The organism is Ruegeria sp. YS9 (assembly GCF_024628725.1).
In the GTDB taxonomy this organism is placed as follows: Bacteria; Pseudomonadota; Alphaproteobacteria; order Rhodobacterales; family Rhodobacteraceae; genus Ruegeria; species Ruegeria atlantica_C.
This window is the reverse complement of sequence record NZ_CP102409.1, coordinates 2,927,855-2,947,990: the sequence shown is the minus strand read 5'-3', so window position 1 is coordinate 2,947,990 and position 20,136 is coordinate 2,927,855. Positions and strand designations below refer to the sequence as shown.

Sequence of the window (20,136 nt, the reverse complement as noted above, 5' to 3'; positions counted from 1 at the left end):
CCAGATGAAGATGGGATCCCAATGACAACTGCCCTTTTGACCCATGCCGATTGTCTGGGCCATGTGACACCTGACGGGCACCCGGAGAGGGTGGCGCGGCTGGAGCATATTCTGCATGCATTGGAAGTGCTGGAGCTGAAGCGGGTGACGGCTCCGCTGGCTGCGGATGACGATCTTCTGCGGATTCATCCAGAGAGTTATATTCGAGACATTCGAGCCGCGCGCCCTGCGGACGGGTTCGCCCAGATCGACGGGGATACGTTCCTGTCTCCGGGATCGGTGGACGCAGCCTACCGCGCGGCGGGTGCGGCGGTGCGGGCCGTTGATCTGGTATTGGGCGGTGAAGCGTCGAACGCGTTCTGTGCCATTCGCCCGCCGGGGCATCATGCGGAATCCGAAACGGCCATGGGCTTCTGCCTGTTTGGAAATGCAGCATTGGCGGCGAAACATGCGCTGGACCATCACGGTTTGAAACGCGTGGCCGTGGTCGATTTCGACGTGCATCATGGCAATGGAACCCAGGACCTGTTGTGGGATGAAGCGCGGGCCTTGGTGATAACCAGCCAGCAGATGCCTTTGTGGCCCGGATCGGGCCGGCCCGAGGAAACGGGTGTTCATGATACGGTTCTCAACATCCCACTGGCGCCCGGAAGTGGCGGCGCCGAGATGCGTGCCGCCTATGAAACAAAGGCCTTTCCGCGCTTGCGGGCCTTCAGGCCGGAACTGATTATCATTTCCGCCGGGTTCGATGCCCATCAGGACGACCCGCTTGCCAATCTGAACTGGGCTACTGATGATTTTGCCTGGATCACCGCCGAGCTGTGCAGAATTGCCGACGAGGTTTGCGGCGGTCGTATCGTCTCGACTCTGGAAGGCGGGTATGATCTGAACGCACTGGCCCAGGCCACACGCGCCCATGTGGAAGAATTGATAAAGGCAGCCCGATGACCGAGATCCCCGTAGACCAGATGACATTCGAACAGGCGATGAAAGAACTTGAAGCCGTAGTCGGCCAGCTGGAACGTGGCGACGTTGCGCTGGATCAATCAATTGCGCTGTACGAGCGCGGCGCGGCGCTGAAAAAGCGGTGCGAGGACGAGTTGAAGCGCGCGGAAGAAAAAGTCGCAGCGATCACTCTGGACGCCGGTGGGCAGCCGACCGGTACGACGCCTGTCGAAGGTATGTGAATGTTCCCCGAAAGACTTGCGCAGGATGCTGCCAGCATTCAAAGCCATTTTGATCTGGTTTTTGGCGCTTTTGCAGACGTGGATGTCACCCGGGCCATGGCATATGCCACCCGAGGCGGAAAGCGGTTGCGCGGGTTTCTGGCATTGGAAAGTGCCCGACTGCATGATGTTGAAGAAGACCGGGCGATCTGGCCGGCCACCGCCATAGAGGCGCTGCACGCTTATTCCCTGGTGCATGACGACCTGCCCTGCATGGATGACGATGACCTGCGCCGCGGGCGGCCCACCGTTCACGTAGAGTGGGATGAAGGCACGGCTGTTCTGGCCGGAGATGCCCTTCAGACGCTTGCTTTTGAACTTTGCACCTGCTCGCAGGTTGGGGCCGCAGACATTCGCGCAGACCTTGCCCTGACCCTTGCCAAAGCCAGCGGTGCACAAGGTATGGTGCTGGGACAGGCGTTGGACATTGCGGCGGAAACGGCCGCCGAACCGCTGTCGCTGGACGAAATCACGCGTCTTCAGGCCGGCAAGACAGGCGCCCTGATCGAGTGGTCAGCCTGCGTTGGCGCCGTTATGGCCCGATCCGATCCTGACCCGTTGCGCCGATATGCCCGGGCGATGGGTCTTGCTTTTCAGATTGCAGATGACATCCTTGATATCGAAGGCGATGCCCAAAAGGCGGGCAAGCGGTTGCAAAAGGATACCGAGGCAGGGAAAGCCACTTTTGTTTCGCTTTTGGGTCTGCCTGCTGCCAAAGCCCGTGCAAGTGAGCTGGTGGATCAGGCCTGCGCCGCTTTGGACGGGTTTGGTCCGAAGGCGGAAACCTTGAAGGAAGCCGCCCGCTTCGTTATTGCCCGGGACAGCTAAGCCAGGAACGCGCCACATGTCTGACCGCCCCAATACGCCCCTGCTGGATCTTGTGAACCGCCCTGCGGATCTCAAGCAGTTCTCGGACGCACAACTGCACCAGGTCGCACAGGAGTTGCGGGCCGAAACCATTTCGGCGGTTGCCGTGACCGGCGGGCATCTGGGGGCCGGCTTGGGGGTTGTTGAACTGACCACCGCGTTGCACGCCGTATTTGATACGCCCCGAGACAAGATCATCTGGGATGTGGGTCATCAGTGTTATCCGCACAAAATCCTGACCGAACGACGTGATCGCATCCGCACATTGCGCATGAAGGATGGCCTCAGCGGCTTCACCAAGCGCAGCGAAAGCCCCTATGACCCATTTGGCGCGGCGCATTCCAGCACGTCGATCAGCGCTGCTTTGGGTTTTGCTGTCGCACGGGATCTGGGGGGTGTAACGCCCGAAGGGTTGGGCGACGCAATTGCGGTGATCGGCGATGGCTCGATGTCTGCGGGCATGGCTTTTGAGGCGATGAACAATGCAGGCCACCTGAAAAAGCGTCTGATCGTCATTCTGAACGACAACGAGATGAGCATCGCGCCGCCAGTTGGTGCGTTGTCCAGCTATTTGTCGCGTATTTATAGCGAAGAACCGTTTCACGATCTGAAAGCTGCTGCCAAAGGCGCTGTCTCGTTGCTGCCCGAGCCATTCCGGGAGGGCGCCAAGCGCGCCAAGGAGATGTTGAAAGGCATGGCGGTGGGCGGCACGCTGTTCGAAGAGCTTGGGTTTTCCTATCTCGGCCCGATAGATGGCCATGACATGGACCAGCTGCTGCCGGTTCTGCGTACGGTCAAATCACGGGCAACCGGGCCGATTCTGATCCATGTATTGACAAAAAAAGGCAAGGGCTATGCCCCTGCCGAGCAGGCCCGCGACAAAGGTCATGCCACGGCCAAGTTCGATGTGGTGACTGGGGAACAAAAGAAGGCACCTTCAAACGCGCCCTCTTATACGTCTGTATTTGGCAAGGCGCTGGTGGATGAGGCCGCGCTTGATGACAAGATCGTTGCCGTGACCGCTGCCATGCCCGACGGAACTGGCCTGAACCTGTTTGCCGAGCGCTATCCGTCACGTTGCTTTGATGTGGCGATTGCCGAACAGCACGGCGTGACGTTTTCGGCTGCGCTTGCCGCAGGAGGAATGAAGCCGTTCTGCGCAATGTATTCGACCTTTCTCCAGCGTGGTTACGACCAGGTGGTACATGACGTGGCGATTCAGCGCCTGCCCGTACGTTTTGCAATCGACAGGGCAGGGTTGGTCGGGGCTGACGGCGCCACCCATGCGGGGTCGTTCGACATTGCCTATTTGGCCAACCTGCCCGGTATGGTCGTCATGGCTGCCGCTGACGAGGCCGAGCTGATGCATATGGTGGCGACCGCCGCCGCGCATGACGAAGGCCCCATTGCGTTCCGCTATCCGCGCGGCGAAGGTGTCGGGGTCGACTTGCCCGAACGCGGCGAGGTTCTGAAAATCGGCAAGGGCCGCGTTATCCGGGAAGGTGCGCGGGTGGCTCTGCTTTCATTCGGTACACGTCTGGCAGAGGTTCAGAAGGCGGCGGAATCCCTTGCAGCCAAAGGCATAACGCCCACGATTGCCGATGCTCGTTTTGCCAAACCTCTTGATCGCGACCTGATCCTGGATCTGGCGTCCCGCCACGAGGCGTTGATCACCATCGAAGAAGGGGCCGTTGGCGGTTTTGGCAGCCATGTCGCTCAGCTTTTGGCGGATGAAGGTGTATTTGATCGGGGGCTGAAATACCGCTCGATGGTTTTGCCTGATATCTTCATCGATCAAGCCAGCCCCGCGGACATGTATGCGGTGGCCGGTATGAATGCCGAGCATATCGAAGCGAAAGTTCTGGATGTTCTGGGCGTCGCCTCGATCGGAGAGAAACGCGCTTAGCGTGCCTGTCGGCAGGGCATCAGGCGTTGGGAGGGCCGAATTCCGCTTGACCTGGATTAATCTGGTGCCGCTGAAGGGACTCGAACCCCCGACCCCATCATTACGAATGACGTGCTCTACCAGCTGAGCTACAGCGGCACCGTAGGTCATACGGAATTGATTATGACCGGATGCGAAGCTTCGTTTAAACCGTCAGTCTGGCGCCTGCAAGCCCGGTTGTAACCGTTTCGGCCTTGTTCAGCACGGTCGGGCCTCAAGTTGTGAGCCGAAAGCCTGCGGCCAACCTTTCAAATTGGCGCTCTGGTCCGTGAATTTTTTGTGACGACGCGGAATGAAATTGACTCACTCTATATATTTCAATAATTCATGAAATATGATAGAACAGATAACCGATCAATTGACCATTCTTGGCCACCCGCAGCGCATCACCGTGTTTCGCATGTTGATGCGACGGTTTCCTGACAGGATTCCCGCGGGCGAGCTGGCGGCGGAGCTGGATATCAAACCCAGCACCATGTCGAACTACCTGAGTGCTTTGCAGCGGTCGGGATTGGTGAAACAGGAACGATCCGGGACGTCTCTGCTCTATTCGATTGAAATGAAGAATGTGCAGAAAATGCTCGATTTCCTGATCGTGGATTGCTGCCGTGGCCGCCCGGATATCTGCATGCCCTTTCCCAAAGACACCGCGACGAACCGAAAGTTCAATGTGCTGTTCATCTGTTCCGGAAACTCCGCACGTTCGATTTTTGCCGAATCCTTGCTGCGAGAGATCGGCGGCGACCGGTTCAACGTCTATTCGGCCGGGACACGGCCCAGTTCAGAACTCAATCCCTTTGCGGTGCAGGTTCTGCGCGACAAGGGGCACGATATCTCGGCCCTGCGGCCGAAGACTCTGTCCGAGTTTTCGGTGCCGGAAGCACCTGCCATGGATTTTGTCTTTACTGTCTGCAATCAGGCCGCCAACGAGGAATGCCCGGCTTGGGAGGGCCAACCGATAAGTGGCCATTGGGGCGTGGAAGACCCGGTCAAGGCCGAAGGCACCGACGCCGAGAAAAGCCTGGCCTTTCAAACCGCCTATGGCGCACTGAAGCGTCGAATTCAGGCCTTTTCATCATTGCCGGTCGAAAGCCTTGACCGGATCGCATTGCAATCCGCCGTCGATGAAATCGGGCGTACGCCTACCGAGGAAACGAAATGACCACCTACGCACTGAACGGCCTTGGCCGTATGGGAAAACTGGCCCTGAAGCCCTTGCTTGAAAAAGGCGCAAAGATTGCCTGGATCAACGATGCCGTCGGTGATCCCGAGATGCATGCGCATCTGCTGGAATTCGACACCGTGCATGGGCGCTGGGACGCGGAATTCGACCATGACGCAGACAGCATCACGGTCAACGGAACCCGTCTGCCATTCATTGGCACCAAAGACCTGAGCGCGTTGCCGCTGGACGGTGTTGACGTGGTGATCGACTGTACCGGCGTGTTCAAGACCGAAGCGAAGCTGGCACCGTATTTTGACGCTGGGGTAAAGAAGGTTGTTGTCTCTGCTCCGGTCAAGGACGGGCCGACGGCCAATATCGTCATGGGTGTAAATGACGAAACTTACGACCCTGCGGCGCATAGGATCGTGACGGCGGCCTCGTGCACGACAAACTGTCTTGCGCCTGTCGTAAAGGTCATTCACGAAAACCTGGGCATCCGCCATGGATCGATGACGACGATTCACGACGTAACCAATACGCAGACAATCGTGGACCGGCCTGCCAAGGACCTCAGGCGCGCACGCTCGGCCCTGAACTCTCTGATCCCGACCACGACCGGCTCGGCCACGGCCATCACGCTGATCTATCCGGAACTCAAAGGTCGTTTGAACGGCCACGCGGTTCGGGTGCCATTGCTGAACGCCTCGCTGACCGATTGCGTGTTCGAGGTTGAGCGTGAAACCACGGTTGAAGAGGTCAACGCCTTCTTCAAAACCGCTGCCGAGGGTGAACTGAAGGGCATTTTGGGATATGAGACGCGTCCGCTGGTGTCCACCGATTATACCAATGACGAACGCTCTTCGATCGTCGATGCGCCCTCGACCATGGTTGTGAACGGGACGCAGGTGAAAATCTATGCGTGGTACGACAACGAGATGGGCTATGCGCACCGGCTGGTGGATGTCGCATTGATGGTCGGGGCATCATTGTGAGGCAACGGCCCGCAGGACTGTCGGCCTATATCGCGGTCACGGCTGCCTATTGGGCCTTCATGCTGACCGACGGGGCGCTCAGGATGCTGGTGCTGTTGCACTTTCACACCCTGGGTTTCTCGCCGGTTCAGCTTGCCTATCTGTTTGTGCTCTATGAAGTCGCCGGGATAGTCACCAACCTGTCTGCCGGTTGGATCGCCGCGCGGTTCGGGCTGACCTCGACCCTCTATGCGGGGCTGGGGGTGCAGATTGTCGCGTTGCTTGCCATGACGCAGCTTGACCCGAACTGGACCGTCGCGGCTTCGGTCACTTTTGTGATGATCGTGCAAGGGGCCAGCGGAGTGGCCAAGGATCTGGCCAAGATGTCTTCGAAATCGGCGGTCAAATTGCTGGCTCCATCCGAAGGAGGCGCGTTGTTTCGGTGGGTTGCGGTTCTGACGGGTTCGAAAAACGCGGTCAAAGGGCTGGGATTCCTGTTGGGTGCAGCCATGCTTGCAACGCTGGGCTTCCTACCGGCAGTGCTTGCCATGGCCGCCGTTCTGGCGGTGATTCTGGTCGCAGTGATGCTGTTCATGCCAGAGGGCCTGCCGAAGGGGCGCAAGGGTGCAAAACTCTCTGAGGTTTTTTCAAAATCCGCGAATGTGAACTGGTTGTCCGCGGCGCGTGTCTTCCTGTTCGGCGCGCGGGACGTCTGGTTCGTGGTCGGCATCCCGATCTATTTCTATGCTGTTCTTTCAGATGGCACCGAAGAGGGCAATCGGGCCGCGTTCTTCATGATCGGAACATTCATGGCTGTGTGGATCATCCTCTATGGCGCCGTGCAAGCCAACGCGCCAAGGATTCTTCGTGCGTCAGATCGAACCGAAGGTGATCTGATCCGCGCCGCACGCAGATGGGCGGCGATCCTGTTTTGTGTTCCTGCGGCTCTGACACTGGCTGTTTTGCTGTCAAATGGGCCCGAGACCTGGCTGACCCTGACGCTTGTCGCCGGGCTTTTGGTCTTTGGTGCGATCTTCGCGGTCAACTCATCGCTGCATTCCTATCTGATCCTTGCCTTCACCCGGTCCGAGCGTGTGACGATGGATGTCGGCTTTTACTATATGGCAAATGCGACGGGGCGGTTGGCCGGAACCGTTTTGTCCGGCCTGACCTATCAGGTCGGGGGGCTGCCCCTGGTGCTGGGCACGGCGGCCGTGATGGTTGGCCTTGCTGCGCTGACGTCCGCCAAACTTATGGATCAAACTTCCGAGGCGTTATCATGAGCATTTTTGAACGGTATCTCACGATCTGGGTTGCACTTGCGATGATCGGTGGTGTCCTGATCGGACTGGCCGCGCCGGGGCTGGTGCAACTGGTGGCAAGCGCCGAAGTTGCCAGCGTCAACCTGGTGGTGGCGGTGCTGATCTGGGCAATGGTCTATCCGATGATGGTCAACGTCGATTTCGGTGCAGTCGCCGGGGTTGCCCGCCAGCCGCGTGGTCTGATTGTGACGCTGGTGGTGAACTGGCTGATAAAACCTTTCACCATGGCACTGCTGGCCGTTCTGTTTTTCGACTATGTCTTCGCGCCCTGGATCGCGCCCGAAGATGCTGCGCAATACACCGCCGGTCTGATCCTGCTGGGGGCCGCCCCTTGTACCGCCATGGTGTTCGTGTGGTCGCAACTGACCAAAGGCGACGCGACCTACACCCTGGTTCAGGTCTCGGTCAATGATCTGATCATGGTCGTGGCATTTGCGCCGATCGTGGCCTTTTTGCTGGGGGTCACTGACATCGAAGTGCCATGGCAGACTTTGGTTTTGGCCACGGTCCTTTATGTGGTGCTGCCGCTAATCGCCGGGTTGATCACCCGCCGCAGATTAGGCTCTAAACAGGCGATAGAAGCCTTTTCAGCGCGGGTGAAACCGTGGTCCGTCATGGGATTGATCGCAACCGTGGTTATCCTGTTCGGCCTGCAAGGTCAGACCATTCTGGCGAAACCCACGGTCATCGTGTTGATCGCCGTTCCCATTCTGATCCAAAGCTACGGTATTTTTGCCATTGCCTATGGCGCGGCTTTTGCGCTGAAGGTTCCCCACCGGATCGCAGCGCCCTGTGCCATGATCGGGACATCGAACTTCTTCGAACTGGCCGTTGCCGTCGCAATCAGCTTGTTCGGTCTTCATTCAGGCGCGGCACTGGCGACGGTTGTGGGGGTCCTGGTCGAAGTGCCGGTGATGCTGTCGCTTGTGGCTTTCGCCAACCGAACACGCCAGCGTTTTCCGGAACCTGCGACACGATAGGATTGTTCAACGCAGCAGAACGGCTGTCATAACTGGCGGCTGCGCACCGCCAGAATCACACCTCACGTAGCTTCAGAAATCCACGCCGCGCTGGGCCTTGATACCCGCCTGGAACGGGTGTTTCTCCTCGGTCATTTCCGTGACCAGGTCGGCATAGTCACGCAGCGCTTGCGGTGCATCACGCCCGGTCAGGAATACGCTGGTCTTGTCCGAGCGTGCGTTCAAACCCGCGATGACCTGTTCGACCGTCAGGTATTCGTAGCGCAAGGCGATGTTGATCTCGTCCAGCACAACCAGATCGTATTCGCCACTGGACATCAGGGCACATGCCTTGTCGAAGGCGGCATTGGCAGCAGCAATATCGCGCTCACGATCCTGCGTGTCCCAGGTAAAACCTTCGCCCATCGTATGCCATGTCACCAGATCGCGCTCTTCGAAGAAACGGCGCTCGCCGGTTTTCCACTTGCCCTTGATGAACTGCACCACGCCAACCTTCTGGCCCCAGCCCAAAGCGCGAATGACCACGCCGAACGCGGCCGAGGACTTGCCTTTGCCCTTGCCGGTATTGATCAAGACCAGACCACGGCCAGGATCCACGGCCTCGGACACTTTCTTGCGGTGCTGGGCCTGCACCTTCTGCATCTTTTCCTTGTGATCCTGCGCGTCGCTCATTTGGGAACCTCTTTGACTGTTCGGCCCAACCTAGGGGAAGATTGCAAAAGGTAAAGTCATGCTTTGGGGTCCGTAACCGACCGGACCTTGCCGCGCTCCAGCCCCAACTGGTGTTCGCGCCAGATGACGACAGCATTGCCTGCGATCACCAGTGCGGCCCCGATCAGGATTGCAAGCGTTGGCAGTTCGTCGAACCAGACATAGCCGATCACGATCGCAAACAGCATGGTTGCATAGTCATAAGGTGCCAGCATCGAGGCCTGGCCAAACCGATAGGAGGATGTGACCAAAATCTGCGCAACGCCGCCGATCAGGCCCATCATGACCATGATCAGAGCCTGATTCCACGTGGGCATCGTCCATCCCCAGAACGCTGTCAGCGCGGACAGAAGCGTCGCGGTCATCGAGAAATAGAACACGATGGCCGCAGGGTGATCGACCTTGACCAATTGCCGGATATGGATCTGAACGAAGGCACGGGCGAGGGTTGCGCCCAACACGCATAACGCGCCGATGGTGGTGGCGACCTCCATCTCGGTGGTGCCAAGACGTGGCCAGATCATGATCAGGACGCCCAGCAGACCCAAAGCTACAGCGCCGATACGGATAAGCCGAATGCGTTCGCCCAGCATGACGGCGGCCAGAATCAGGGTGAAGATCGGCGTCGCATAGCCGATTGCGGTGACTTCGGGCAGCGGCAGCAGGCTGAGGCCGGTAAAGGTAAGACCCATGGCGCTGGTCCCCAGAACGCCACGCCAGAAATGGCCCATGGGTTTCTTGACCACAAAGCCTTTCGACAACTCCCCTCGCGCGATGAGCCAAAGAATGATCACGGGGATTGCGAAAAGGGACCGAAAAAACACCAATTGGCCCGGTGGGAACTCATCCGACAGTGCTTTGACCAGCGCGGACATCGACGTGAACAGGAACAAGGCGCACAGCTTCAGCGTTACCGCAAGCAGAGGTCGATGCGAAGTTAAGGGTTTTGTCATCGGCGCGAACCTGCGCCTTTGCCGGGCAAAGATCAACGGGTGGGTTCAGCAATTCACCCAGGATTGCGGCAAGGAGCAGCCGATCTCTTCGGCGAATTCTTCAAGAAAGCGGATCATGCGCGCGGTGCGTTGCTCGGCAATCAGTCGGCCGGTTTCGGTTAGCATGTCACCCGGCAGCCGCAGCAGCTTCACCTTCCAATGGTCGAGCGAGAAATGAAGGTCGTCCAGTGGCCGGACTTGGGCAAAAGGATCTGCCGGGTCATAAAGAGTGCGCCCCAAGGCTCCGGAAACGGAAAAGTTGCGGGCGATGCCGATGGCGCCCAGGGCGTCAAGCCGGTCCGCATCGCGCAGAATGCGCGCCTCGATCGTTTCAGGGGGGATATTGGCCGAAAAACTATGGGCTTCGATCGCGTGCTGGATCGCGCGGATCTGATCGGCTTCAAACCCGATTTCCTTAAGAATAGGCTCTGATTCCGTTGCGGATCTGCGCGAGGCAAGATGCCGGTCGGGATCGTCCTTGGGCAGATTTACAAGATCGTGCAGATAACTTGCCGCCAGCAGCACGGACATATCGGCTTGATCATCCGCGATGGCCCGGGCGTTGGTCCACACACGATCAAGATGGGCCAGATCATGGGCCGGATCCGTTTCCATGCGATGTGCGACCACAGCACGCAGGCGGGTGCGCAGATCAGCCGATCCGTCCACGGTTCTCTCCGATCTGGCCGCGATGCAGCAGAAGGTGGTCGAGGATCACGCAGGCCATCATCGCCTCACCCACTGGAACAGCGCGGATACCGACGCAGGGGTCGTGACGGCCCTTGGTGATGATCTCGGTCTCTTCGCCTGATTTGGTGATGGTTTTGCGCGTGGTCAGGATCGACGAGGTCGGCTTGACCGCAAAGCGCACGACGATGTCCTGCCCGGTCGAGATACCGCCGAGAATCCCGCCCGCATGGTTCGAGCTGTATTGCGGGCCGTTCTGTCCCATGAAGATTTCGTCGGCATTGGCCTCGCCCGTCAGTTCAGCCGCGGCCATGCCCTCGCCGATCTCGACGCCTTTGACGGCATTGATCGACATCATCGCTGCGGCCAGATCAGTGTCTAACTTAGCATAAACCGGCGCCCCGATCCCGGCGGGGACGCCGCGCGCAACGACTTCGACCACGGCCCCGACCGAGTTGCCGGACTTGCGCAGATCATCCAGGTACGCGGCCCAGTCTTCTGCGGCGGATGCATCGGGCGTCCAGAACGGGTTCTGTTCGATCTGGGACCAGTCGAAGTTGGCGCGGTCGATCTTATGCGGCCCGATCTGGGTCATGTAGCCGGTGATCTGCACGTTGGGCGCGATCTGTTTGATCGCTTCACGCGCCAGTCCACCTGCTGCAACACGTGATGCTGTTTCCCGTGCCGAGCTGCGCCCGCCGCCGCGATAATCCCGGATTCCGTATTTCTGCCAATATGTGATATCGGCGTGCCCTGGACGGAACTTGTCGATGATATCGCCATAGTCTTTCGAGCGCTGATCGGTGTTCTCGATCATCAGCTGCACAGGCGTTCCGGTGGTTTGCCCTTCGAACACGCCGGACAGGATTTTCACCTGATCGGGTTCGCGCCGCTGGGTGGTAAACTTGTTCTGCCCCGGTTTGCGCTTGTCCAGCCAGTGCTGAATCATGCCCTCGTCGATCGTGACACCCGGCGGGCAGCCGTCAACAGTGGCGCCCAAAGCGGGTCCATGGCTTTCACCCCAGGTGGTGACACGGAATAGATGGCCAAAACTGTTCATCGACATGGGGCGTGCTCCTTTGAGCGTCGTGATTAGCGGGCAAGGCCCTTGGCCTCAAGCGGATTTGCGAATTGGTGGGCGCCACCTTGCGGTGGCGCGAATGAGTATTTTTGAAAAGATGAAGATCAGGCAGCCTGCGTCAGCACCGCTCGGGTCGCTGTGATTTTCAGCGCGGCTTGTGCGGCTTCGCGGCCTTTCTCGACAAAATGCGCACGGTAGATGGCGTTGTGGTGTTCCGTCTCCTGGTACTGGTGCGGCGTCAGGGAAACGGACAGGACCGGCACGCCTGTATCCATGCCGGCGCGCATCAAACCGTCCACGACGGCCTGGGCCACGAAGTCGTGACGGTAAATGCCGCCATCCACGACAAATGCGGCGCAGGCGACAGCGGCGTAGCGGCCGGTTTGGGCCAGATCGCGGGCCAGCAGCGGCATCTCGAACGCACCGGGTACGTCGAAAACATCGACCTGATCGGCCGGGATCAATTCAAGAAATCCGTCAAGCGCGCGGTCGACGATGTCGGAATGCCAGTTGGCTTTGACAAAAGCATAGCGGGTGTGTGTCATCGTGGTCTCCTTTCAGTTTGGTGGCCTGCTGGCGGTTGCGAACGGTTTCGCTGCCAGCCCGGCATGACACGTCACCCAAGGCGATCACGAGCAGGCGCGCCGGTTCACCGGCACGGCTTGCACGTTCTCTTCCATCCGGACTTTGACCGTCGGCTCTGGCCTCTCACCAGATCTGCTGACACTCGTTCGTGGTTCCACGCTTTGTCCGAATGCCGGCTTCTGCCTTTCGGATCGTGGTCACGGCAGAGCCGCTCGCGGGCTTACGGGTCATCGCCCGCATACCGCCGGTGGGGAATTCCACCCCGCCCTGAGAACGAGGCAGACCTTGCCAAGAACCAACCCCATCTGCAAGAGATTTGGCAGGAGGTCGCCCATGCACCCAAATCCAGCCTTCCGCGCCGAGGATCGTGCGCGTCATATTGAATTCGCCCGTGACCGGGCTTTTGGCGTTCTGGCGATTTCCGACGACGGCGCACCATTGATCAGTCACGTGCCCTTTCTGCTGTCTGAGGACGGTGCGGTGGCCGATCTTCATCTGGTGCGATCAAACCCGATTGTCCGTATGCTGTGCGGGCCGAAAGTGGTCAGGATCGCTGTGCAGGGACCTGATGGCTATGTCTCGCCCGACTGGTACGGTGTCGCGGATCAGGTTCCAACATGGAACTATGTTGCCGTGCACCTGACCGGAAGGCTTGAGCTGCGCCCGCAGGACGAGTTGCGTGATTTGCTGGACCGACAATCTGCATTCTTTGAAGATCGACTGCTGCCCAAAGCGCCATGGGTCACCGGGAAAATGTCTGATGACGCCTTGGCCAGAATGATGCGGATGATCGTTCCATGCCGGATGCAGGTAGAGGATATCCAGGGCACCTGGAAACTGGGCCAGAACAAGCCGGAGGAGGCAAGAATCGCTGCTGCCGATAATGTGCCCAACGGATTTGGCAGTGAAACCGGTCAGCTGGCCGCCTTGATGCACAAGGCGTAACCAGCACCGGGAAACAGGATTACTCGGAACTGAAAGTTGCCAGATAGGCGGCGATATCTTCCGCGCCTTTTCTGAGCTTGACGCTCATGTTCGGGCGGGCGGTTTCGTCATCCAGATACTCTTTGATGAAACCGATGGGGTCTTTGGAATAGGCGGCGATGTTTTCTTCGGTCCAGATCAGACCTTCTTCGCCGGCACGGATCATATCGTCAGTGAACATGCCGACCGGCAGGCGCGCGCTGCCATAGCGATAGTCTTTTTCGGACCCGGCGACACGTCCGACGACGCCATAGAGATTCGGGCCGGTGATTCCGCCTTTGACCAGGACTTCACCGTCCTTGATGATCGCATGACACGAGGAGCAGCGGTTATACATGGCTTCACCTTTCGCCGGATCGCCTGCGGCAAAGGATTGCGTGGCCAACGCCAATGTGAACATCGCAGCGGCCGAAGTGACTTTTGACATAGGGGTCTCCTTGCAGGAGTTCGCGCGTTTTTTGCGCTGTCCGGTATTCGCGCAAAAAGTGCAACTGCGATATTGCGCTCAATTTTCAATTTAAATCATCTATTTGGCGGATATGATTTTCCCGGCAAACAATCGTTGCTTCGTGATGCTGATTGTCCAGAATACGCCCTCAGATGACTGACGGTCTGGTGGTCAGAATCGGGCCGGATTGCGGCTGCAAAGCGGGGTCGTAGTTCGAATCATCCCCCGGTGATTCGAAGTCGCAGGCAAAGTTGCGGGCAAGATTCACCAAAAAAAGCCCCTCGTCATGTGCATGAAGGGACACATGCGGCGTATTGCGCATTTATGAACGCTGGACGAACACTATTCTCCCCGATAGTAAGCGCGGTTAAGACACCGCATTCGTGCGGTGCGCGAGCTATTTGCCCGTCCGCGGGCGCCAGATAATCGGAGATAACCTCGTGTCCCACGCAGAAGACCACGAAGGCACCCGCAGAGATTTCCTGTACTACGTCGCTGGCGGCGCAGGTGTCGTTGCAACGGGTGCAGCCGTATGGCCCCTGATCAACCAAATGAACCCATCGGCAGACGTTCAGGCGCTGTCCTCGATCCGTGTGGATGTGAGCGGCGTCGAGCCGGGCACGCAACTGACGGTAAAATGGCTGGGGAAACCTGTTTTCATCCGTCATCGCACAGGTGCCGAGATTCAGGAAGCCCAGGAACAGGACGCCGAAGGCGTTGATGCGCTGCCAGATCCGCTGGCTCGCAACTTCAACCTGAGCGCCGATGCGCCCGCGACTGACGCAAACCGCGTCATGCCGTCTCCGGAGGGCGAAGCACCGGGTGCCTGGATCGTGCAGATGGGCGTATGTACGCACCTGGGCTGTGTGCCTCTGGGGGATGCCGGCGACTTCGGTGGCTGGTTCTGCCCGTGCCACGGCTCGCACTACGACCTCGCCGGTCGTATCCGTAAAGGCCCCGCGCCTGAGAACCTGCCTGTCCCGCCCGCAGAATGGGTGGACAACAGCACAATCAAACTCGGCTAAGGGAGACCCAAACTTATGTCCGGAATTCCCCACGATCATTACGAGCCGAAGACAAACGGCGAGAAATGGCTGAACAGCCGTCTGCCGATTGTCGGCCTGCTGTACGACACGCTCATGATTCCAACCCCCAAGAACCTGAACTGGTGGTGGATCTGGGGCATCGTTCTGGCGTTCTGCCTGGCGCTGCAAATCGTCACCGGCATCGTACTGGTGATGCACTATACCCCGCATGTCGATCTGGCCTTCGCCAGCATCGAACACATCATGCGCAACGTGAATGGCGGTCACTTTATCCGCTATCTGCACATGAACGGCGCGTCGCTGTTCTTTGTTGCGGTTTACATCCACATATTCCGCGGCCTGTTCTACGGCTCGTACAAAGCCCCGCGTGAAATCACATGGATCATCGGTATGCTGATCTATCTGATGATGATGGGCACCGCCTTCATGGGCTATGTTCTGCCCTGGGGTCAGATGTCCTTCTGGGGTGCGACCGTGATCACCGGCCTGTTTGGTGCGATCCCGTTTGTCGGTGATGCGCTGCAAACCTGGTTGCTGGGCGGACCTGCCGTGGACAACGCCACGCTGAACCGCTTCTTCTCGCTGCACTACCTGCTGCCGTTCATCATCGCGGCGCTGGTCATCGTTCATATCTGGGCCTTCCACACCACCGGCAACAACAACCCCACAGGTGTTGAAGTGCGCCGTGGATCGAAAGCCGAGGCCGAGAAAGACACGCTGCCGTTCTGGCCGTATTTCGTGATCAAGGACCTGTTCGCACTGGCCGTGATCCTGGTCGTGTTCTGGGCCATCGTCGGCTACATGCCGAACTATCTGGGCCACCCGGACAACTACATCGAAGCCAACCCGCTGGTGACACCTGCACACATCGTTCCCGAATGGTACTTCCTGCCGTTCTACGCGATCCTGCGCGCCTTCACCGGTGAGGTCTGGGTCGTTCAGTTCGCCAGCTTCATCACCGGCGGCATCATCGATGCCAAGTTCTTCGGTGTTCTGGCGATGTTCGGTGCGATCCTGGCCATGGCGCTGGCGCCCTGGCTGGACACCTCGAACGTACGTTCGGGCAAGTACCGTCCGATGTTCAAATGGTGGTTCTACCTGCTGGTCATCGACTTCTTTGCCCTGATGTGGCTGGGTGCGATGCCCGCGGAAGAGCCCTATGCGACCTTCTCGCTGATCGCGTCCGCCTACTGGTTCGCCTATTTCTTCGTGATCCTGCCGATCCTCGGAGTGATCGAGAAGCCTCTGGCCCAGCCCGAGACCATCGAAGAAGACTTCAACGCGCATTATGGCAAGGCTGACGCCGACGCCACGCCGGCCGAGTAAGAAGAGGGACCGGAAACATGTTCAAGAAACTTGCAATCGGCGCCGCGTTTGCTCTGGCCCTTGCGCCCGCCTCGACCTTCGCGGCAGGTGGCGGTGAGCAGCATATCGAAGATTTCGCGTTCTCGTTCGAGGGGCCCTTCGGCACCTGGGACAAGCACCAGCTGCAACGCGGCCTTCAGATCTATACCGAGGTCTGCGCGGCCTGCCACGGCCTGAAATATGTGCCCCTGCGCGATCTGGAAGCGCTGGGCTATTCGGAAGAAGAAGTCATCGCTTATGCAGCGGGCAACTTCGAAGTGTTCGACCCCGAGCTGGACGATTTCCGCCCGGCCATCCCGACAGACCACTTCCCGGCCAACAACGGTGCCGGCGCACCGGACCTGAGCCTGATGGCCAAAGCCCGCGCGGGCTTCCACGGACCTTACGGTCTGGGCATCAATCAGCTGGTCAAAGGCATGGGTGGCGCGGAATACATCGCCTCTCTGCTGGACGGTTACACCGGTGAAGAGAAGGAAGAGGCAGGCACTGTCCTCTACGAGAACAAAGCCTTCCCCGGAGGCTGGATCTCGATGGCGCCGCCGCTGGCGGATGAACAGGTCGAGTTTGCTGACGGGCATTCGAATTCGGTCGAACACATGTCCGAGGACGTCGCGGCGTTCCTGATGTGGGCGGCCGAGCCGAAGATGATGGAGCGCAAGAACGCCGGCTTTGTTGGCGTGATCTTCCTGACCGTTCTGTCGGTGCTTCTCTATCTGGTCAATAAGCGCCTGTGGGCTCCGCATAAGGGCAAGAAATCCGCCTGATCCGTCAGGGTAGGTTTAAGGAAATTCAAAAGGCCCCGTGCGTCGCGCGGGGCTTTTTCTTTGAAACCGCTCGACAACTTGTTCCTTGACGCGAACCCCGTGCAGCACGACGCTGGTTGCATTGTAGAAGTCATTTTGGAGTGAATTGTCATGAACGCTTTGTCGAATGCCGCGAAACTGCGCGAGGCCTTTGCCAGATGGAACGAATCCAAGGGTTCGGATCCGAGCATGTGGGACGACTACACGACCGAGGATCTCTGCATTCGGTCTCTTGGCGACGGGAAAAACGGGCTGGATTTCAGTTGCGCCCGCAACGGGCGTGATCAGATGCATCAATATCTGAAGGAATTGACGGATGCCTTCGAAATGGTCCACTGGACGTTGAAGGACACCATAGCCCAGGACGACCGGGTCGTCGGTGTGGGTGTCACGGCATGGACACACAAAGCCAGCGGCCAGACGGTCGAAACGCCGGTCGTTGTCATTTGCAGATTCCGCGGCGACCGGGTCTGCGAATATCAGGAATTCTACGACACGGCCGCCCTTGCTGACGTGGCCGGGCAATGAATGCCGTCGGCCGCCGACGCCATCACGCGATCAGCTGGGTTTGAGTGTGACCGGTGATTGCCGCCGTGACGATCTCACCCTCGGTCCGGGGGGCCGAAAAAGACACTTCGGTGAATTGCTCGGTCCGGCCCATATGGGGGTTTTCCATCAGGATGTGATGGGTCTTGCCGATTTGCTGCGACAAGTGCTTTGAGACCTGAGCGTCGCCTGCCGCACGCAAGCGGGCAGCGCGATTCTTGATGACCGTTCCATTCACCTGTTGCGGTATGCGGGCTGCCGGGGTGCCTTCTCGTTTGGAATAGGGGAAGACATGCAGCCAGGTCAGGTCGCAGTCGGTGATCAGCTTCAGCGAGTTTTCGAAATGCGCTTCCGTCTCGGTCGGGAAGCCTGCGATGATATCCGCGCCGAAGGTCATGTCGGGGCGCAGCTTGCGTGCGTCCTCGGCAAAGCGGATGGCGTCGTCGCGCAGATGGCGGCGTTTCATGCGCTTCAGAATCAGATCGTCGCCATGCTGAAGCGACAGGTGCAGGTGCGGCATCAGGCGTGGCTCGGTCGCGATGGCCTGCATCAGATTCTCATCAACTTCGATCGAATCGATCGAACTGATCCGCAGGCGTGGCAAATCCGGCACCAGCTTGAGGATGCGCATCACCAGATCGCCCAGCTTGGGGCTTGCGGGCAGGTCGGCGCCCCAGGATGTCAGATCGACCCCGGTCAGAACGACCTCGTTATAGCCCTTGTCGACAAGCCGCTTGATCTGATCCACCACCACACCGGCCGGCACGCTGCGCGAGTTTCCCCGGCCATAGGGAATGATGCAGAAGGTACAGCGGTGGTCACAGCCGTTCTGGACCTGCACATAGGCGCGCGAGCGGGTGCCGAACCCGTCGATCAGGTGCCCTGCCGTTTCGGTGACCGACATGATATCATCGACCTGCACGGCCTCGGTCTCGCCGATGAAATCGGCGGCCATGCCCTTCCAGGTCTCGGGGCGCATCTTTTCCGTGTTGCCGATCACCGCATCGACCTCGGCCATTTCGGCAAAGGTCTGGGGTTCGGTCTGGGCGGCGCAGCCGGTGACGATCAGCCGGGCATTCGGGTTTTCGCGGCGCAGCTTGCGGATTTCCTGCCGGGCCTTGCGCACGGCCTCAGCCGTCACGGCGCATGTGTTCACCACCACAGCGTCCGTCAGACCTGCCTGCTGCGACAGCTCTTTCATCGCCTCGGTTTCATAGGCGTTCAGGCGGCAGCCCAATGTGGTGAACTTGGGCGGGTTCATCCCAGCGACCTCAGAAATTCAGGCGTCAGAGTGCCAGAGAAAACGTGACACGTCGGCCCGGTCATCCAGACACCATCGTCGCGCCAGTCGACCCAGAGTGTGCCGCCATCCAGATCGATCTGTACTTTGCGCCCGGTCAGCCCCCGTCGCGCGGCGGCTACGGCCGTTGCACAGGACGAAGACCCGGAGGCCAGAGTGATGCCAACTCCGCGCTCCCATACGCGCATACGGATGTGATCCGGGCCAATGACTTGTGCCACCTGCACATTTGTGCGTTCGGGATAAAGCGGGTGGTATTCGTAACGCGCACCGAACTCTGCCAACGGGATCGCTTCGGCGTTCTCAACGAAGAACGTGCAATGCGGGTTGCCCATTCCCGTTGCCGTCGGCGTTCCTTCGATTGGCAATTCCAGCGTGTCCATCTCTTCTGCCAGCGGAATTTCGCGCCAGTCCAGCTGCGGGTGCCCCATGTTGACCGCAGTAAGCCCATCGCCAGCATCCTGCGCATGAAGGGTTCCGCGTTCGGTGGTGAGCGTCAGCGCAGAGCGACCCGTCTCAGCCATAAGCAATCGTGCAATACAGCGGGTGGCGTTGCCGCAGGCGGCAGAGGTTGATCCATCGGAATTGTAGAACACCAGATGCGCGTCGGCTTCACCATTTTCGATAACGGCCAACTGATCGAATCCCACCCCAAATTGCCGATGCCCGATTCCTTTGGCCAGCGCCGGTGTGATCGGAGCATCCTGCGCGCGTGCGTCAACGATGACAAAGTCATTGCCCAGCCCGTGCATCTTGATGAAGGGCAATCCGGTGTCGAGTCTCTGTTGCATGGCGGGCATATATCGTTGGTCGGAACATGAATCCACCCTGTCGCGAAAATTCCTCAAAAAAGGGGTTGACCCTCCAGCGCCACCTGCCTAATTAGGCCGCCTATCGGGTTGCCGGAAACACGCGTTGTTACGGCGAAACGAGGCGCAAATTAAGGGCTTGAACCTGGTTGGGGAATTGCCGTAAAGAGCGCCACGGATCATCAGATCCAACAAAAGAGTGGGCCGTTAGCTCAGTTGGTAGAGCAACTGACTTTTAATCAGTGGGTCGCAGGTTCGAATCCTGCACGGCTCACCACTGTTTTCAATAGTTTACGCGAAATC

The 20,136-nt window shown here is 59.0% G+C and carries 21 protein-coding genes, 2 tRNA genes and 1 riboswitch; of the genes, 14 read left to right on the top strand and 9 right to left on the bottom strand.

Annotated features, from left to right (window positions below; translation table 11 throughout):
* The first annotated feature begins 21 nt into the window (after positions 1–21).
* From NOR97_RS14945 to dxs, 4 genes are read left to right on the top strand one after another with little or no spacing between them, the layout of a single operon-like run.
* Positions 22–948 (top strand): histone deacetylase family protein, encoded by a 927-nt coding sequence (locus tag NOR97_RS14945; RefSeq protein ID WP_170347568.1) that lies wholly within the window; start codon positions 22–24, stop codon positions 946–948.
* On the top strand, positions 945–1,187 hold the full coding sequence (locus NOR97_RS14940) for an exodeoxyribonuclease VII small subunit (protein WP_257599621.1): 243 nt from the start codon (positions 945–947) through the stop codon (positions 1,185–1,187). Before NOR97_RS14945 ends, NOR97_RS14940 begins: the two co-directional genes overlap by 4 nt.
* On the top strand, positions 1,188–2,054 hold the full coding sequence (locus NOR97_RS14935; RefSeq protein WP_257599620.1) for a polyprenyl synthetase family protein: 867 nt from the start codon (positions 1,188–1,190) through the stop codon (positions 2,052–2,054).
* A 16-nt stretch (positions 2,055–2,070) separates the two neighbouring features.
* Positions 2,071–3,999, top strand: a complete 1,929-nt coding sequence (dxs, locus tag NOR97_RS14930) for a 1-deoxy-D-xylulose-5-phosphate synthase (protein ID WP_257599619.1) — start codon at positions 2,071–2,073, stop codon at positions 3,997–3,999.
* A 62-nt stretch (positions 4,000–4,061) separates the two neighbouring features.
* Here dxs and NOR97_RS14925 read toward each other — a convergent pair.
* Positions 4,062–4,137: transfer RNA gene (locus tag NOR97_RS14925), tRNA-Thr, on the bottom strand.
* Positions 4,138–4,372: 235 nt separating this feature from the next.
* On the opposite strand from NOR97_RS14925, the gene NOR97_RS14920 reads away from it, so the two are divergent.
* From NOR97_RS14920 to arsB, 4 genes are read left to right on the top strand one after another with little or no spacing between them, the layout of a single operon-like run.
* Positions 4,373–5,200, top strand: a complete 828-nt coding sequence (locus NOR97_RS14920) for a helix-turn-helix domain-containing protein (protein ID WP_257599618.1) — start codon at positions 4,373–4,375, stop codon at positions 5,198–5,200.
* The gene (locus tag NOR97_RS14915; RefSeq protein ID WP_257599617.1) at positions 5,197–6,195 is read left to right on the top strand and encodes an ArsJ-associated glyceraldehyde-3-phosphate dehydrogenase; all 999 of its coding nucleotides are present in this window, start codon (positions 5,197–5,199) and stop codon (positions 6,193–6,195) included. The genes NOR97_RS14920 and NOR97_RS14915 overlap by 4 nt, the downstream gene beginning before the upstream one ends.
* Positions 6,192–7,457, top strand: coding sequence for an organoarsenical effux MFS transporter ArsJ (gene arsJ / locus NOR97_RS14910; RefSeq protein ID WP_257599616.1), 1,266 nt, complete (start codon positions 6,192–6,194; stop codon positions 7,455–7,457). The genes NOR97_RS14915 and arsJ overlap by 4 nt, the downstream gene beginning before the upstream one ends.
* On the top strand, positions 7,454–8,476 hold the full coding sequence (arsB, locus tag NOR97_RS14905; RefSeq protein WP_257599615.1) for an ACR3 family arsenite efflux transporter: 1,023 nt from the start codon (positions 7,454–7,456) through the stop codon (positions 8,474–8,476). The genes arsJ and arsB overlap by 4 nt, the downstream gene beginning before the upstream one ends.
* 72 nt (positions 8,477–8,548) lie before the next feature.
* On the opposite strand, the gene cobO is transcribed toward arsB, so the two are convergent.
* The 5 genes from cobO to NOR97_RS14880 all read right to left on the bottom strand — a co-directional run bounded on the left by cobO (position 8,549) and on the right by NOR97_RS14880 (position 12,492).
* Positions 8,549–9,148 (bottom strand): cob(I)yrinic acid a,c-diamide adenosyltransferase, encoded by a 600-nt coding sequence (cobO, locus tag NOR97_RS14900; RefSeq protein ID WP_257599614.1) that lies wholly within the window; start codon positions 9,146–9,148, stop codon positions 8,549–8,551.
* A gap of 56 nt (positions 9,149–9,204) precedes the next feature.
* On the bottom strand, positions 9,205–10,140 hold the full coding sequence (locus NOR97_RS14895; RefSeq protein ID WP_257599612.1) for a DMT family transporter: 936 nt from the start codon (positions 10,138–10,140) through the stop codon (positions 9,205–9,207).
* A gap of 45 nt (positions 10,141–10,185) precedes the next feature.
* Positions 10,186–10,848 carry an HD domain-containing protein gene (locus NOR97_RS14890; protein ID WP_257599610.1) on the bottom strand — a complete coding sequence of 221 codons (663 nt, stop codon included), beginning with the start codon at positions 10,846–10,848 and terminating at the stop codon, positions 10,186–10,188.
* Complete coding sequence (gene aroC / locus NOR97_RS14885; protein WP_171725996.1) at positions 10,832–11,932, bottom strand: chorismate synthase; 1,101 nt, start codon at positions 11,930–11,932, stop codon at positions 10,832–10,834. The genes NOR97_RS14890 and aroC overlap by 17 nt, the downstream gene beginning before the upstream one ends.
* Positions 11,933–12,051: 119 nt before the next feature.
* The gene (locus NOR97_RS14880; protein WP_257599609.1) at positions 12,052–12,492 is read right to left on the bottom strand and encodes a 6,7-dimethyl-8-ribityllumazine synthase; all 441 of its coding nucleotides are present in this window, start codon (positions 12,490–12,492) and stop codon (positions 12,052–12,054) included.
* Positions 12,493–12,611: 119 nt separating this feature from the next.
* Positions 12,612–12,811, bottom strand: a riboswitch (FMN riboswitch).
* Between the two features lie 54 nt (positions 12,812–12,865).
* On the opposite strand from NOR97_RS14880, the gene NOR97_RS14875 reads away from it, so the two are divergent.
* Positions 12,866–13,477 (top strand): FMN-binding negative transcriptional regulator, encoded by a 612-nt coding sequence (locus tag NOR97_RS14875; protein WP_257599608.1) that lies wholly within the window; start codon positions 12,866–12,868, stop codon positions 13,475–13,477.
* Between the two features lie 19 nt (positions 13,478–13,496).
* On the opposite strand, the gene NOR97_RS14870 is transcribed toward NOR97_RS14875, so the two are convergent.
* Positions 13,497–13,943: a cytochrome c family protein gene (locus NOR97_RS14870; RefSeq protein WP_257599607.1), complete on the bottom strand. Its 447-nt coding sequence runs from the start codon at positions 13,941–13,943 to the stop codon at positions 13,497–13,499.
* A gap of 461 nt (positions 13,944–14,404) precedes the next feature.
* Here NOR97_RS14870 and petA point away from each other — a divergent pair, with 461 nt between their 5' ends.
* The 4 genes from petA (at position 14,405) to NOR97_RS14850 (ending at position 17,706) form a co-directional block, all read left to right on the top strand.
* Positions 14,405–14,989 carry a ubiquinol-cytochrome c reductase iron-sulfur subunit gene (gene petA, locus NOR97_RS14865; protein WP_170347482.1) on the top strand — a complete coding sequence of 195 codons (585 nt, stop codon included), beginning with the start codon at positions 14,405–14,407 and terminating at the stop codon, positions 14,987–14,989.
* Positions 14,990–15,004: 15 nt separating this feature from the next.
* Positions 15,005–16,336: a cytochrome b gene (gene petB, locus NOR97_RS14860; protein ID WP_257599606.1), complete on the top strand. Its 1,332-nt coding sequence runs from the start codon at positions 15,005–15,007 to the stop codon at positions 16,334–16,336.
* 17 nt (positions 16,337–16,353) lie between these two features.
* Positions 16,354–17,139, top strand: coding sequence for a cytochrome c1 (locus NOR97_RS14855; protein ID WP_257599605.1), 786 nt, complete (start codon positions 16,354–16,356; stop codon positions 17,137–17,139).
* Between the two features lie 150 nt (positions 17,140–17,289).
* Entirely contained in the window at positions 17,290–17,706 is a 417-nt protein-coding gene (locus tag NOR97_RS14850; RefSeq protein ID WP_170347479.1) for a nuclear transport factor 2 family protein, read from the top strand.
* A gap of 22 nt (positions 17,707–17,728) precedes the next feature.
* On the opposite strand, the gene mtaB is transcribed toward NOR97_RS14850, so the two are convergent.
* Positions 17,729–18,985 (bottom strand): tRNA (N(6)-L-threonylcarbamoyladenosine(37)-C(2))-methylthiotransferase MtaB, encoded by a 1,257-nt coding sequence (mtaB, locus tag NOR97_RS14845; protein WP_257599604.1) that lies wholly within the window; start codon positions 18,983–18,985, stop codon positions 17,729–17,731.
* Complete coding sequence (dapF, locus tag NOR97_RS14840) at positions 18,982–19,824, bottom strand: diaminopimelate epimerase (protein ID WP_257599603.1); 843 nt, start codon at positions 19,822–19,824, stop codon at positions 18,982–18,984. Before dapF ends, mtaB begins: the two co-directional genes overlap by 4 nt.
* A gap of 210 nt (positions 19,825–20,034) precedes the next feature.
* Here dapF and NOR97_RS14835 point away from each other — a divergent pair.
* Positions 20,035–20,110 (top strand) — tRNA-Lys (locus NOR97_RS14835).
* Positions 20,111–20,136 lie beyond the last annotated feature (26 nt).

What these genes read in the sequence shown, in the direction of transcription:
- NOR97_RS14945 (WP_170347568.1), top strand. Translation starts at nt 22, where the DNA reads ATGACAACTGCCCTTTTGACCCATGCCGATTGTCTGGGCCATGTGACA.
- NOR97_RS14940 (WP_257599621.1), top strand. Translation starts at nt 945, where the DNA reads ATGACCGAGATCCCCGTAGACCAGATGACATTCGAACAGGCGATGAAA.
- NOR97_RS14935 (WP_257599620.1), top strand. Translation starts at nt 1,188, where the DNA reads ATGTTCCCCGAAAGACTTGCGCAGGATGCTGCCAGCATTCAAAGCCAT.
- dxs (WP_257599619.1), top strand. Translation starts at nt 2,071, where the DNA reads ATGTCTGACCGCCCCAATACGCCCCTGCTGGATCTTGTGAACCGCCCT.
- NOR97_RS14920 (WP_257599618.1), top strand. Translation starts at nt 4,373, where the DNA reads ATGATAGAACAGATAACCGATCAATTGACCATTCTTGGCCACCCGCAG.
- NOR97_RS14915 (WP_257599617.1), top strand. Translation starts at nt 5,197, where the DNA reads ATGACCACCTACGCACTGAACGGCCTTGGCCGTATGGGAAAACTGGCC.
- arsB (WP_257599615.1), top strand. Translation starts at nt 7,454, where the DNA reads ATGAGCATTTTTGAACGGTATCTCACGATCTGGGTTGCACTTGCGATG.
- cobO (WP_257599614.1), bottom strand. Translation starts at nt 9,148, where the DNA reads ATGAGCGACGCGCAGGATCACAAGGAAAAGATGCAGAAGGTGCAGGCC.
- NOR97_RS14895 (WP_257599612.1), bottom strand. Translation starts at nt 10,140, where the DNA reads ATGACAAAACCCTTAACTTCGCATCGACCTCTGCTTGCGGTAACGCTG.
- aroC (WP_171725996.1), bottom strand. Translation starts at nt 11,932, where the DNA reads ATGTCGATGAACAGTTTTGGCCATCTATTCCGTGTCACCACCTGGGGT.
- NOR97_RS14880 (WP_257599609.1), bottom strand. Translation starts at nt 12,492, where the DNA reads ATGACACACACCCGCTATGCTTTTGTCAAAGCCAACTGGCATTCCGAC.
- NOR97_RS14875 (WP_257599608.1), top strand. Translation starts at nt 12,866, where the DNA reads ATGCACCCAAATCCAGCCTTCCGCGCCGAGGATCGTGCGCGTCATATT.
- NOR97_RS14870 (WP_257599607.1), bottom strand. Translation starts at nt 13,943, where the DNA reads ATGTCAAAAGTCACTTCGGCCGCTGCGATGTTCACATTGGCGTTGGCC.
- petB (WP_257599606.1), top strand. Translation starts at nt 15,005, where the DNA reads ATGTCCGGAATTCCCCACGATCATTACGAGCCGAAGACAAACGGCGAG.
- NOR97_RS14855 (WP_257599605.1), top strand. Translation starts at nt 16,354, where the DNA reads ATGTTCAAGAAACTTGCAATCGGCGCCGCGTTTGCTCTGGCCCTTGCG.
- NOR97_RS14850 (WP_170347479.1), top strand. Translation starts at nt 17,290, where the DNA reads ATGAACGCTTTGTCGAATGCCGCGAAACTGCGCGAGGCCTTTGCCAGA.
- mtaB (WP_257599604.1), bottom strand. Translation starts at nt 18,985, where the DNA reads ATGAACCCGCCCAAGTTCACCACATTGGGCTGCCGCCTGAACGCCTAT.
- dapF (WP_257599603.1), bottom strand. Translation starts at nt 19,824, where the DNA reads ATGCCCGCCATGCAACAGAGACTCGACACCGGATTGCCCTTCATCAAG.